The following is a 13,348-nucleotide window of genomic DNA, read 5'->3' as shown; positions in this document are numbered from 1 at the left end:
GATGATTCAATTTCTCGACATTAAAGGAATCAACCTGGCGTACGAGGCGGAACTTAGGGGGGCCTTCGACCGGGTCTTGCAAAGTGGATGGTTCGTGCACGGCCAGGAAGTCTCGGCATTCGAGACTGAGTTCGCCGCTTACTGTGGAACATCGGGGGCCGTGGGGGTTAGCAATGGTCTTGACGCACTGCATCTGATTCTGCGCGCGTACGATATTGGGCCGGGCGATGAGGTCATCGTGCCGTCCAATACGTTTATCGCAACTTGGCTGGCCGTCACGTACTGCGGTGCAACGCCGGTCCCGGTGGAGCCGTTGATCGATACCTACAACATCGATCCTGCGAAGATAGAAGCGGCCATCACCGAACGTACCAAAGCGATCATTGCGGTACACCTCTACGGTCAGCCGGCTGATATGGACCCCATCGTGGCGGTCGGGAAAAAGCATGGTCTTCGTGTTATCGAAGACGCAGCACAGGCGCATGGTGCGATGTACAAGGGGCGCAAGGCTGGTGCGCTTGGCGACGCTGCCGCGTTCAGTTTCTATCCCGGAAAGAACCTTGGTGCGTTGGGCGATGGCGGTGCCGTGACGTCGAACGATGCCGAACTTGTTGCCAAGGTGCGCATGCTGAGCAACTACGGTTCACAGGTGAAGTATAAGCACGAGCTGCGCGGATACAACGCACGTCTGGATGAGATGCAGGCCGCATTCCTTCGCGTCAAGCTTCGTCACGTCGACGATCAAACCCAGGTTCGCCGTCGCATCGCCGCAGCCTATTCCGAAGGTCTGCGTGACGTGGTCGTGCCGCAGGTCATGAGCGAGACGGCGCCTGTCTGGCACCTGTATGTCATTCGCACCAAGCACCGTGATCAGATGGTGCAACGTTTGAAAGAATGTGGTGTCGCGGCACTGATTCACTATCCGGTGGCGCCGCATCTTCAGGAAGCCTACGCCGATCTCGGTTATGGCAAGGGAGCGTTCCCGATTTCCGAGACCATCCACGAGGAAGTACTGAGCCTTCCGATGGGGCCGACGCTGACCGAAGCCGATGTTCAGACCGTGATCGACAGCGTGATCAAGAGCCTGTGATGCACGCATCCGGTGGCCACGGCCCCCCAGGGGCCACCGGACCGGCGTCCGATTTCCGGTTGACATACAGTGGCGCGACTGCGGCGTTGACGCGCCGGCAATCGGGCGACGTTGCGCATCGATGCCATGACGGGGCCGTGCCCGGCAATCGCCGCGTTATCAAGGAAATGTTTTGAGTAAGAAAGATGTCCTCAGCGCGATTTTCGGCTCAGGGTTTTCGCGCGGCTATGTGCTTGGCTCGGAGCTGGTGCTCCTGCTCATCACGACCTCGTGGATGAAGCCGGTCGACCGCGGCATGTACATCGCCGGATTTTCGCTGCTGAAGACCGTGTCGATTGTGAGTTCTCTGAGTTTTGGGCAGATATCCATTCACCTGATCAGCGAGCGCCGCAACAATTCGGTCGGTGACATCGGAGGCAGCTTACTTGCAGGATGTGTGTTGTTTCCTGCAATTGCGCTATCGGGGCTTTATGCCTACGGGTGCGTGTCGGATGACTTTCGGCGAATTTATGTCGAACCGTACTGGCCGCTATTAGCGATCGGCCTGCCGATATTCGTTCTCGAACTGTATTTTTATGCGTTCCTGACAGCGCTCGGGCGACTCAATACCGGCAACAAGGCGATCGTGGTGGGCAAGACGGTCGCTTGGGGGGGCGTACTGGTTCTCGGCTTTCTCAATAGTCATCTGAATGCTGTTGAAGTGCTTGTCTCCCTGGTGGCGGGACAGTTGGTCATTATATTGGGCTATTGCTACGGGCTGATCTCAGAGTTCCGCCGTCGTAAAGTTCATCTCACGTTTGAATGGTCAACGTTTTTCGGGATGTTGAGTAAGTCATTTCGACTGCACCCGAGCATTATCGGTACCGTGATCTTTGGTGGTGTCGACGTGCTGATTGCCTTCAGGCTTGCTGGAGCCAAGGCCGCGTCTGATTACCAGATCGCGGTGCAATTGCTCGCTGCACTCTCGATCCTCCCTTTCGCGATTGCGCAGTTCGGCTACAAGATCGTCCCACAGTTGGGTGCAAAGTTGGCGTGGCAGCGCTTCCGGGGCATAGTTTACAAGGGGCTGGCCGTGCATTGCCTGCTGGCTGCGCTCTCGGCGGGGGGGGGCTGGTTTGTCGCGCATCATTTCTTTCGTGGGCAATACGCAGATGCAGGTGCGCTGTATATCGTGCTGGTCATAGGCGCGCCCGGACTGTTTTTAAGTCTGGTGATGGCACCGTTTTGGATCGGTTTTGGCTACTTCGCCGCGACCTCGACCCTAACCATCGTAACTGGGGCGCTGATGCTTCCACTTGGCTACCTGCTGACGGCCCAATACGGCGTCATTGGCACAGTGGCAACCTTTGTGAGCGGGCAATTGCTGTCCGTCGTAATCAACGGATTCTTCATCAAGCATTTGGGGCGTGCACATCATGCGTGACGATTCAATTTCTGCGCCGAAGGTTAGTGTTCTCGTTCTCACCTATAACGCATCTCAGTTCATTCGTGAGTCGCTCGACTCAGTGCTTGCGCAGGATAGCGAAGACCTCCAGATCGTCGTGTCCGATGATGCTTCACGCGACGGCACGCAAGACATTCTGAAGGCATACGCTGAGGCGTACCCGGGAAAGTTCACGGTCAATCTGAACGAAAAGAACGTGGGTATTACGCGAAACGCGAACATCGCACTTTCTTTGTGCGTGGGCGAATACATCGCGTTTCACGCAGGCGACGACGTGATGCTGCCCGGTAAGATCTCCGCGCAGCTCGATTACTTTCGTCGTCATCCGGATTGCGTGCTGTGCTACCACAATCTTGAGATTTTCGACTCTGCGACGGGCAAGGTGCTCGGCTATTACAATGGGCGCAAGAATCCTGCGCGCGAAGGGACCGTACGCGAGTTGATCGTGCATGGTTGTTTCGCTGGAGGAAATGCCGTGATGGTACGCCGCGCTTCGTTGCCGCCCGGCGGCTACAATGAAGCGCTGCCCGTGGCGTCGGATTGGGCGCTTTGGATCGCCACTACAGTCAATGGCGGAACCATCGGGTACGTGGACAAAGTGCTGGCGAAGTACCGGCGACACGAATTAAACACGACGTCCACGTCATCGTCACTCAACCGGCAGGCAATTCTCGACGCGCTCAATACCACTAACTGGGTGGCGGTTCATCACCCCGAGTACGTTTTCGACGCGCTGCGAAGCTACGCGATCCATTTGCGGCTTTTGCGGCGTCTGGATGGCAGGAAGCACTATCTGCGCGCGCTCTTCGCTAGTCTCAAGGTGTGGCCGACGGTTGCAGCATGCGGCGCCATTGCCATTTCCGTTGTGACATTGGGGCGGGTGAAACCATGAGAGCGAGTGCCTGGCTGGTCCTGATTGGCGTGCTATGCGTTGCGCACATTCTGTCGTGGCAGGCCGGCATTTTCTATGACTTCAGCGATCAATATTGGACCGTAATGGGGACTGGTCTGGCCAGTTTCTTGTTCGGCTACTGGCTGCTCGCTTGGGGTTTTGTCAAGCTGGGCGGCGCCCGGTTGTTGTGCCGTTTCTCGCGATTGGGGCTGTCGGCGCAGATGGCGCACCGAACTTTTCTAGCGATGTTCTGGCTGTTCTTCCTGCTGGGTTTGCTCGACCGTTTTCTGATGGTCGGCCCGGGGTTTTTCTTGCCGGACTCGGTGATGGAATACCGGATCATCATGACCATGGAGGGCGGGCAGAACGTCATCAAGGGGCTGTCGCTCGGCAACTTCTTCCTGTTCCTGATGCCCACATACGCAATCGCTTACGGACGTCGCTTCGGTTTTTTGAGTCTGGCGCTTGCATTAATGGCCGTGTTGTTCAACATTTATCTGTCGTCCGCACGTTCGTCATTATTCGTGGCCGCGCTGATCGCTTTCTACTTCTGGGTATTGCCCAAGCGGATCAATATCGGCGTGGCGGTACGCATCCTACTCGTGATCGGGGTTCTCTTCTTCGGATTCGCCCTAATCGGCGAGATCGTTGGAAAATCTACGTCCGAGCTCGGCTTCGTTGTGTATGCTGCCGCGCCGTTACATGCCTTCGACGTGCTTCTCGCCGGGCAGGGGGCTCTGGATGGCTTTTTCCTATCTTTCTTCCCGTTGCAGTCGATGCTGGCGAACTTCATCGACATTGTTCCAGCAACCAGTTTACCCAACGTGCTCACACCCCTGCCGACAAATGTCTACACAATGTTCGGCGTGTTCTATAACGATTACGGCACCATCGGCCTGTACGTTGTCATGGCGATCATCGGCCTGGCATCGGGAGCACTGGATAAATCGTATCGCAGAACCGGCAACGGAATGTTGCGCGTCTGGGCGGCCGTCAACATGACAGTCTTGTCGCTATCGATCTTTTACGATTACTACACGACATCCGGCATTATCTGGATGTCGATGATTCTGTCACCGCTTTTTTTCTCCGTTTCGCCCGCGCCTCGGAGAGTCGCCCGCGTGCAACCGCCGCTTGCCGTGGCGAGCGGCCACTGAAGGCGGCGACCCGGCTTATCCCGGCCCATCCTTTGCACATTCGCATGAACGAAGGCCAGCCGGCGGTCAGCGAGGGGTTTCTATTCGTCGCTTCTCACTTTCACGAAGTTGAACCATGTGTGGAATTGCTGGATTTCTTATGACAGGCGCCGGCGACGGCGACGAAATGAAGAATTGGCTCGGTGCCATGACCGACGCGATTCTGCATCGTGGGCCGGATGCTGCCGGTGCGTGGGTCGACCGTGACGCCGGAATCGCCCTGGGTCACCGGCGGCTCGCCATCGTCGACCTGACAGAGGCGGGCGCGCAGCCCATGACATCGCCGAGCGGTCGCTTCGTGATGATTTATAACGGTGAGGTATACAACCACCTTGCCATGCGCGCCGAACTGGAGCGCGTCGGTGCCGTCTCGCAATGGCGTGGCCACTCGGACTCGGAGACGTTTGTGGCGGGGTTCGACGTTTGGGGCATTGAGGCGACGTTGCAGCGTGCCGTCGGCATGTTCGCGTTGGCCATCTGGGACCGTGAGCGGCGCGAACTTACACTAGCGCGCGATCGATTGGGCGAGAAGCCGCTGTACTATGGCTGGCAGGGGGCCGGAAATCGGTCTGCGTTCTTGTTCGGTTCCGAGCTTGTGTCGCTGCGACGTCATCCGGCGTTCCTTGCGGAGGTGGACCGTAATGCGCTGGCGACGTATATGCGATACAACTGTATCGGATCGGTGCATTCTATCTATCAGGGTATTCAGAAGCTTGCACCGGGACATCTGGCGACACTGTCGGCTCAACGACCAACGCCCGACGTCAAGGCGTGGTGGTCGGGCATCGAGGCGGCCGTGCGCGGCGTCGCGAACCCTTTCAAAGGTTCGGCGGAGGAAGCCGTCGACGCGTTGGAAGCCTTGTTGAAGAACGCCGTGACGCAGCAGATGATGGCTGATGTGCCGTTGGGCGCGTTCCTCTCCGGTGGCATTGATTCGTCGACCGTCGTTGCCCTGATGCAGGCACAGTCGTCGCGCCCGGTGAAGACCTTCACCATCGGCTTTCATGACAAGGGCTATAACGAGGCAGAGCATGCCAAGGCCGTGGCCCGGCATCTGGGCACCGAGCACACCGAACTGTACGTGTCACCCGAACAGGTACTTGACGTCGTTCCTCGCTTGCCGCAGATATACTCGGAGCCGTTCGCGGATTCGTCACAGATTCCCACGGTCCTGATCAGCCAGCTGGCACGGCAGCATGTCACGGTGTCGCTGTCGGGTGATGCCGGTGACGAGTTGTTCTGCGGTTACCGGCGCTACCGGATGACCGCTGCGCTGTGGGGTAAGCTGTCGCGCGTGCCGTTACCGCTGCGCAGGCTAGCGGCCGGTGTCATCACATCAGTGTCTCCGCAGATGCTTGACCGCTGGGGCGCGTTGCTGGGCATCGCGCGCGCTGGCGATAAGCTGCACAAGGGGGCTGGCTTGCTCGGCAATCAGACTGTTGCCGAGCTGTATCGAGGTATGGTGTCGCATTGGGATGAACCGGAACGCGTCGTGCTCGGTGCCGCGGAACCAATTGGTGCTTTCGCGAACCATGAGTGCGGCACGGCCGGTCTCAATGACGTGGAGCGCATGATGGCGCTCGACATGGTGACTTACTTGCCGGATGACGTTCTGGCTAAGGTCGATCGCGCGGCGATGAGCATGAGCCTCGAGACGCGTGTGCCTTTCCTCGATCACCGGGTCGTGGAGTTTGCATGGACGTTGCCGCTGGAGTACAAGTTGCGCAATGGTGTGACGAAGTGGCCTCTGCGCGAAATCCTCTACCGACATGTGCCGCGTGAGCTCATCGAGCGCCCCAAAATGGGCTTCGGCGTGCCGCTCGAACGGTGGCTTTGCGGACCGTTGCGCGAATGGGCCGAGACGTTGCTGTCGACGTCGCGGCTGCGCTCCGAGGGCTTCTTCGATGCGGCGCCGATTCGCCGCCTCTGGGAAGAGCACTTGTCTGGTAAGCGCAATTGGCAGTACCTGTTGTGGGACGTGCTCATGTTCCAAGCGTGGCTTGAACAGACTCGCAGCGAATGATGGCATTTACCCCGACATGAAGACATAGCAAGATGACGCCGCAATGTCATTTTCGCGATCGCAAAAGACGTCGCACGACAGTCAAGGGAGCAACAGGAATGCGCGTGGCAATTGTCGCCAATACCGCTTGGTATTTAGTCAACTTCAGGCTGAATCTCATGAAGGAGCTGCAGCGGGCTGGCCACAGTGTCGTCGCCGTCTCGAGCGACGACTCCGAGCAGGTCGAGCACTTCAAGGTGCTCGATGTGCCATTCGAGGCCGTGGCGATTTCCGGCAGCGGCACCAACCCGCTGCGCGAAGCCATTTCCGTGTGGGGGCTGTTCCGAGCCTTACGCAAGCATCGCATTGATGTCGTGCTGAGTTATACGCCGAAGGGCAACATCTACGCCGGACTGGCCGCTACGATGGCCGGTGTCGCGATCGTACCTAACGTATCAGGGCTCGGGCGCGCGTTCATTCGCGAGTCGCTGCTGACGGGCATCGTGAAGGTGCTTTATCGGGTCGCGTTCAAGCGTGCACCCCGAATCTTCTTTCAGAACATGGACGATTTGGAGGCGTTCGCAAGCGCCGGTCTGGTGGCCAGGGAGCAATGTGTGCGGTTGCCAGGGTCGGGAGTCGATCTGGATCGTTTCACGCCCGCACCGATGCCTGAGCGTGCTGTCGGGGCGCCGGTGTTCCTGTTGGTGGCACGCCTACTGTGGGACAAAGGCGTTGGCGAATTCGTCGACGCGGCGCGTATCGTCAAGGCCACCTACCCCGACGCGACATTCCGTCTTGTCGGTTTCCCAGGCGTCGATAATCCGTCGGCAGTGACCGAAGCGGACATTGAGCAATGGCAGGGGCTGGTTGAGTACAAGGGGCCGACGCCGGACGTTCGTCCGTTCATGGTCGATGCCGACTGTGTGGTTCTGCCTTCGTACCGTGAAGGCGTGCCACGTACTCTGCTCGAGGCTGCTGCTACCATGCGCCCGATCATTACAACCGACGCACCGGGCTGTCGTGACACCGTGCTCGACGGCGTGACCGGCTTCATGTGCCAACCGAAGAGCGCGCAAGATCTCGCGGACAAGATGCTGGCGTTTCTCCGGCTAACGGCAGTGGAGCGTGCACAGATGGGCGAAGCGGGGCGCAAGCGTATCGAGCGGGAATTTGATGAGAGGATCGTACTCAAGCGGTATGTCGACCTGCTCGCATCGTTGAGTGCCTGAGCATCGGCTTGGGTTGCTGCGACGCAGCAGCGCACCTACTTCTGCGGGCTTGGTCATCACAAGAATGCTCCGAAACGTGCTGGGCACGGTTTGGCTTGACACTTCACAGACCGCGACTAGCCTGTAAATAGGCGGAGTGCCCCGCGATGATGCCCTCCCGTCGCGCCGCGACGGCTGCCGCGTTGGAATTGGTGAGGAGCCCAGAGATGTCGCACGCCATCGTGATGTCTAAACCACTGCCCTCGCACGTCAGTGGGGCAAGGTGATGTCCCTGCCAATTCTGCTCATCCTGATCGTTGTCGCCGCGCTGGGCTTCCACCTGTGGAGCCCGTGGTGGCTGACGCCGCTGGCGTCGAACTGGCGTCAGATGGACGACACGCTCACCATTACGCTGGTGATCACCGGCGTGGCCTTCGTTGTCGTCAACCTTTTCGTGGCGTGGGCGATCTTTCGCTATCGGCATCGCGATGGCCATAGGGCCGCTTACGAGCCTCACAACCGCCGTCTCGAAGCGTGGCTGATCGGCATCACCACCGTTGGCATCGCCGCGATGCTCGCCCCCGGGCTGTTCGTCTATGCCAAGCTCATCGACCCGCCGCGCGACGCCCGCGTCGTCGAGGTCGTCGGCCAGCAGTGGCAATGGCGCTTCCGCCTGCCCGGCCCGGACGGTCGCCTCGGTACCTCCGATCCGAGCTACGTCACCGCCGACAACCCGCTCGGCCTGAATCCGAAAGATCCCGCCAATCAGGACAACCGCATCGTCGACGCCCCCGAGCTGCACCTCCTCGTCGGTCAGCCGGTGAAATTGCTGCTGCGCGCCAAAGACGTGCTGCACGACTTCTACGTCCCGCCGTTCCGCACCCGCATGAACATGGTGCCCGGCATGGTCACGCAGATGTGGCTCACACCCACGCGCACCGGTCGCTTCGACATTCTCTGCGCCCAGCTGTGCGGCGTCGGCCATGCGAACATGCGCGGCGTCGTGGTCGTCGACGACAAGCCTGCCTACGACGCCTGGGTCGCCAAGCTCCCCACTTTCGCCTCGCTGCAGGCGCAGCACGCCGGCGCGGCCGCCGCCGATCCGCTCGTCACCAAGGGCAAGTTGCTGGCCCAGGCGAAGGGGTGCGCCGGATGCCATACGGTCGACGGCAGCGCCGGCGTCGGGCCGACGTGGCACGGGCTCTTCGGCAAGACAGAGACATTCCAGGACGGCAGCACGGCACATGTGGATGAAGCCTACCTTGCCACGTTCATCCGCAACCCGACGGCGCGCGTCCCGAAAGGTTTCGCGCCGCTCATGCCGAAGGTCGACCTGACGGACGACGAACTGAAGGCTCTGATCGCCTACATCCGGACGCTGGGCGCGAGCGCAGCGTCCGCGCCGACGCCTGCCACCGCGCCAATAGCGCCGGCGACACCGGCTCCCTCTGCCGTCGCCTTGCGCGTCGACGTACAACTGGCGCAGAACTCGCTGCAGACGCCACGCCCACCGGCGCAGTACGCGCCACTGACACCGTCGGCCCCGGCAAATCAGCGAACGCAACCGTCACCGCCATCGCAGCCGGCTCGCCGGCCGGGCCAGCAGACGCCGGGGCTCCCTTTGCCGAACGATTCGCGCACGAATGTACCGCCACTCGGCGTGCCGCCGGCGCCATCGACGAACCCGCCGCCGTCAGGACCCGCGCAGCCGAGCGTGCCGATGATCCGTCCGGCACCGTAGGCCGATGCGGAGGAGCGTGGCCGCAGGATAGGACCGGCAAGAGGAGCGACACAGCCCCGAGCAACGCAATCACGAAACGACACCGACGCGACAACGAAAGCATCACGACAGTTCAGGGAGACAACTCATGACTGGCGATTCCGACAGCCTGGCCCACACCGGCGCGTACCACGGCGGCCCGCACAGCTTCTGGACGAAGTACGTCTGGAGCCAGGACCACAAAGTGATCGCCGTGCAGTATGCACTCACCGCCATCGCGGTTGGCCTGGTCGGCCTCGTGCTGTCGAACCTCATGCGGCTGCAACTCGGCTTTCCCGGCAAGTTCTCGTTCATCGACGCGAACCACTACTACCAGTACGTCACCATGCACGGCATGATCATGGTGATCTACCTGCTCACCGCGCTTTTTCTCGGCGGCTTCGGCAATTACCTGATCCCGTTGATGGTCGGCGCGCGCGACATGGTCTTCCCGTTCCTGAACATGCTCAGCTACTGGGTCTACCTGCTCGCCGTCGTGGTGCTGATGATCAGCTTCTTCGTACCGGGCGGGCCCACCGGCGCCGGCTGGACGCTCTATCCCCCGCAGGCGATCCTGCCCGGCACCCCGGGCACCGAGTGGGGCATCGTGCTGATGCTCGTCTCGCTGCTGATCTTCATCGTCGCGGCCACGATGGGCGGGCTGAACTACGTCACCACGGTGCTGCAGGCGCGCACCGAAGGCATGACGCTGCTGCGCCTGCCGCTCACCGTCTGGGGCATCGTGATGGCCACGGTGCTCGCCTTGCTCGCGTTCCCCGCGCTGTTCGTCTCGGGCGTGATGATGCTGCTCGACAAGACGCTGCACACGAGCTTCTTCATGCCCGCGATCGCCTCGCTCGGACAGCCGCTCGACTATCGCGGCGGTAGCCCGCTGCTGTTCCAGCACCTGTTCTGGTTCTTCGGCCATCCCGAGGTGTACATCGTCGCGCTGCCCGCCTTCGGCATCGTCTCCGACCTGATCAGCGTGCATGCGCGCAAGAACATCTTCGGCTACCGCATGATGGTCTGGGCGATCCTCGCCATCGGCGTGCTGTCGGTGGTCGTCTGGGCGCACCACATGTTCATCAGCGGCATGAATCCCTACTTCGGATTCTTCTTCGCGACGACCACGCTCGTCATCGCGATTCCCACGGCCATCAAGGTCTACAACTGGGTCCTCACGCTGTGGCGCGGCGACATTCATCTCACCGTGCCGATGCTCTTCGCCATCGGCTTCATCAGCACGTTCGTGATCGGCGGCCTCACGGGACTGTTCCTCGGCAACGTCAGCGTGGACATGCCGCTCTCGAATACCTACTTCGTCGTCGCCCACTTCCATATGGTGATGGGCGTATCGCCGCTGCTCGTGATCTTCGGCGGCATCTACCACTGGTATCCGCTGATCACCGGCAGACGCCTCGACGACCGCCTCGGCCATTGGCATTTCTGGATCACGTTTCTCGGCACCTACGCGATCTTCTTTCCGATGCACTACCTCGGCGTGCTCGGCATGCCGCGCCGCTACTATGAGTTTCAGAACTACAGCTTCATCCCCGATTCGGCGCACGTCATGAACGCCTACATCTCGGTGGCCGCGTTTATCGTGGCGCTGGGCCAATTACTGTTCCTGTTCAACCTCGCGTGGAGCGTGCGACACGGCAAACCGGCCGGGCACAACCCGTGGCGCGCGGCGTCGCTGGAATGGCAGACGCCCGACGTGCCGCCCGTGCACGGCAACTGGGGCCCCGCGCTGCCCGTCGCTTATCGCTGGCCGTACGAATACAGCGTGCCGGGCGACGTCGACGACGTCGTGCCGCAGAACATGGCGCCGGATCCGCGCCGTCCCGCCACGCTCGTGCACGGCGACACGATGGCGGTGCATCGTCGCGACGCGCCGCCATCGTCGACCGGGGCACCGCCCGCGCCGGATTCACCCCATTCACCCCGTTCACCCGACTCGCCGAGAGGAGCCACATCATGAGACCTGTCCCATCGTGGCCGTCCATGCCGGGCGGCGTACCGGTTGCGCAGCCGCATCGCCGTGCGGCGTCGCAGATCGCACTCTGGTGGTTCATGGGCGTGGTCGGCAGCCTGTTCGCGCTGATGCTCGCCGCGTACGTGATGCGCATGAGCCTCGGCGACTGGCGTCCGCTGCCGCCGGTCGACGCGCTGTGGATCAACACCGGCTTGCTGGTGGCCGCGTGCATCGTCATGCAGTCGTCCGCCTGGCAGGCGCGACGTGGCGAGCTGCGTCGCTCGCGGCGTGATTGGGGCGCCGCGGGCGTACTCGCGCTCGCCTTCGTCGGCGGACAGCTCTGGGTCTGGCACGACCTGGTCGCGCGTCATTACGGCGTGAGCGGCAATCCGGCCAACAGCTTCTTCTTCCTGCTGACCGGGCTGCACGCGCTGCATCTGCTGGGCGGGTTCGTCGCGTGGGCCTGCCTGATGCCGCGTCGGATTACGCACGCCGCGCGCGCCCGTCGATTGTCGCTGACCGCGCAGTACTGGCACTTCCTGCTCGCGCTCTGGATCGTGCTCTTTGCCGCCATCATCAACCTCACGCCGGAAATCGCGCAGCGTCTGTGCGGCACCGGTGGTGTCGGAGGCTGAGCGAGCAACAAGGTGCAACGACAAGCAACGAGGACCCACATTGTGAACCCGTCATCGTCCCTGCCGCCCGCGTCCCCCACCGCTTCGGCCGCCGCGCCGCCCGACGGCTGGCGCGGCGTCGTCATCGACTGGTCGGGAGACCGCGCGACGTTCCGCGTGCCGTGGGGCAAGGCGATGATGTGGATCTTCCTGCTCTCCGACACGTTCGTGTTCAGCAGCTTCCTGATCGGCTACATGACGGTGCGCATGTCCACGACCGCGCCGTGGCCCAATCCGGCGGAGATCTTCGCGCTCGACGTGAACGGACATCCGGTGCCGTTGCTGCTCATCGCCATCATGACGTTCGTGCTGATCAGCAGCAGCGGCAGCATGGCGATGGCCGTGAACTACGCCTATCGACGCGATCGCGACAAGACGGCCGCCTGTATTCTCGCCACGGCGTATCTCGGCATGGCGTTCGTCGGCATGCAGGCGTTCGAATGGACCAACCTGATCGTGCACGAGGGCATTCGTCCGTGGGGCAACTCGATGGGCGCGGCGCAGTTCGGCGCGTGCTTCTTCATGATCACGGGCTTTCACGGGCTGCACGTGAGCGCGGGCGTGATCTACCTGCTCACCGTCATGCGCAAGGTGCTCAACGGCACGCTCGAGCGGCGCGGCAACTACCAGCTCGTCGAGATCGCCGGCCTCTACTGGCACTTCGTCGATCTGGTATGGGTGTTCATCTTCGCGTTGTTCTATCTCTGGTAGGAGGAGCGATGAATTCCACTGCAACCCCGGCCTCTCCCGCCGCTCCTTCTCCCGTGGCACCCGGCGCAGGGCATTCGGGGCAACAACACGCGGTCGGTCTCTACCTGAAGGTGTGGGGACTGCTGTTCGTGCTCTCCACGTTGTCGTATCTCGTCGACTACGCGAACCTCCAGGGCTATTTGCGCTGGGGTCTGATTCTAGCGCTGATGGTGGCGAAGGCGGGGCTTATTGTGGCCGTCTTCATGCACATGCGATGGGAGCGCCTCGCGCTCGTCTACGCGATCCTGATCCCGCCGCTGGCCTTGCTCGTGCTGATGGCGCTCATGGCGGCCGAAGCGGACTACACGTTCCTCACGCGTGTTGCGCACTTCCGTTGAGGGCGGCATTAGCAGGGAGG

10 protein-coding genes and 1 pseudogene are annotated in these 13,348 nt (G+C 61.4%); all 11 read left to right on the top strand.

The window, feature by feature from the left end:
* Position 1: 1 nt before the first annotated feature.
* Positions 2-1,090 (top strand): DegT/DnrJ/EryC1/StrS family aminotransferase, encoded by a 1,089-nt coding sequence (locus RO07_RS24295; RefSeq protein WP_039406541.1) that lies wholly within the window; start codon positions 2-4, stop codon positions 1,088-1,090.
* 172 nt (positions 1,091-1,262) lie between these two features.
* Positions 1,263-2,513 carry a lipopolysaccharide biosynthesis protein gene (locus RO07_RS24290; RefSeq protein ID WP_039406539.1) on the top strand — a complete coding sequence of 417 codons (1,251 nt, stop codon included), beginning with the start codon at positions 1,263-1,265 and terminating at the stop codon, positions 2,511-2,513.
* Positions 2,506-3,426 (top strand): glycosyltransferase, encoded by a 921-nt coding sequence (locus RO07_RS24285; protein ID WP_039406538.1) that lies wholly within the window; start codon positions 2,506-2,508, stop codon positions 3,424-3,426. Before RO07_RS24290 ends, RO07_RS24285 begins: the two co-directional genes overlap by 8 nt.
* Positions 3,423-4,583 (top strand): O-antigen polymerase, encoded by a 1,161-nt coding sequence (locus RO07_RS24280; protein ID WP_039406533.1) that lies wholly within the window; start codon positions 3,423-3,425, stop codon positions 4,581-4,583. The genes RO07_RS24285 and RO07_RS24280 overlap by 4 nt, the downstream gene beginning before the upstream one ends.
* A 115-nt stretch (positions 4,584-4,698) precedes the next feature.
* Positions 4,699-6,645, top strand: a complete 1,947-nt coding sequence (gene asnB / locus RO07_RS24275) for an asparagine synthase (glutamine-hydrolyzing) (protein WP_039406531.1) — start codon at positions 4,699-4,701, stop codon at positions 6,643-6,645.
* A gap of 104 nt (positions 6,646-6,749) precedes the next feature.
* Positions 6,750-7,853, top strand: coding sequence for a glycosyltransferase family 4 protein (locus RO07_RS24270; protein WP_160118091.1), 1,104 nt, complete (start codon positions 6,750-6,752; stop codon positions 7,851-7,853).
* A gap of 265 nt (positions 7,854-8,118) precedes the next feature.
* Positions 8,119-9,243, top strand: a pseudogene (locus RO07_RS24265) (cytochrome c oxidase subunit II); the annotation flags it as partial.
* 457 nt (positions 9,244-9,700) lie between these two features.
* Positions 9,701-11,572, top strand: a complete 1,872-nt coding sequence (gene ctaD / locus RO07_RS24260) for a cytochrome c oxidase subunit I (RefSeq protein WP_237171339.1) — start codon at positions 9,701-9,703, stop codon at positions 11,570-11,572.
* Positions 11,569-12,201, top strand: a complete 633-nt coding sequence (locus tag RO07_RS24255; RefSeq protein ID WP_237171338.1) for a cytochrome c oxidase subunit 3 — start codon at positions 11,569-11,571, stop codon at positions 12,199-12,201. Before ctaD ends, RO07_RS24255 begins: the two co-directional genes overlap by 4 nt.
* Before the next feature lie 42 nt (positions 12,202-12,243).
* Positions 12,244-12,951: a heme-copper oxidase subunit III family protein gene (locus RO07_RS24250; RefSeq protein ID WP_039406522.1), complete on the top strand. Its 708-nt coding sequence runs from the start codon at positions 12,244-12,246 to the stop codon at positions 12,949-12,951.
* Between the two features lie 8 nt (positions 12,952-12,959).
* On the top strand, positions 12,960-13,328 hold the full coding sequence (locus tag RO07_RS24245; RefSeq protein ID WP_084072791.1) for a cytochrome C oxidase subunit IV family protein: 369 nt from the start codon (positions 12,960-12,962) through the stop codon (positions 13,326-13,328).
* The last annotated feature ends 20 nt before the right edge of the window (positions 13,329-13,348 follow it).

Origin of the sequence: Pandoraea pulmonicola (genome assembly GCF_000815105.2) — a bacterium.
Classification (GTDB): Bacteria; Pseudomonadota; Gammaproteobacteria; order Burkholderiales; family Burkholderiaceae; genus Pandoraea; species Pandoraea pulmonicola.
The sequence above is the reverse complement of the archived record's forward strand: the minus strand, read 5'-3'. Positions and strand labels throughout refer to the sequence as shown.

Bases quoted from the DNA above. Each gene is read 5' to 3' on its own strand.
- ctaD (WP_237171339.1), top strand. From the start codon at position 9,701: ATGACTGGCGATTCCGACAGCCTGGCCCACACCGGCGCGTACCACGGC.
- RO07_RS24255 (WP_237171338.1), top strand. From the start codon at position 11,569: ATGAGACCTGTCCCATCGTGGCCGTCCATGCCGGGCGGCGTACCGGTT.
- RO07_RS24295 (WP_039406541.1), top strand. From the start codon at position 2: ATGATTCAATTTCTCGACATTAAAGGAATCAACCTGGCGTACGAGGCG.
- asnB (WP_039406531.1), top strand. From the start codon at position 4,699: ATGTGTGGAATTGCTGGATTTCTTATGACAGGCGCCGGCGACGGCGAC.
- RO07_RS24280 (WP_039406533.1), top strand. From the start codon at position 3,423: ATGAGAGCGAGTGCCTGGCTGGTCCTGATTGGCGTGCTATGCGTTGCG.
- RO07_RS24245 (WP_084072791.1), top strand. From the start codon at position 12,960: ATGAATTCCACTGCAACCCCGGCCTCTCCCGCCGCTCCTTCTCCCGTG.
- RO07_RS24285 (WP_039406538.1), top strand. From the start codon at position 2,506: ATGCGTGACGATTCAATTTCTGCGCCGAAGGTTAGTGTTCTCGTTCTC.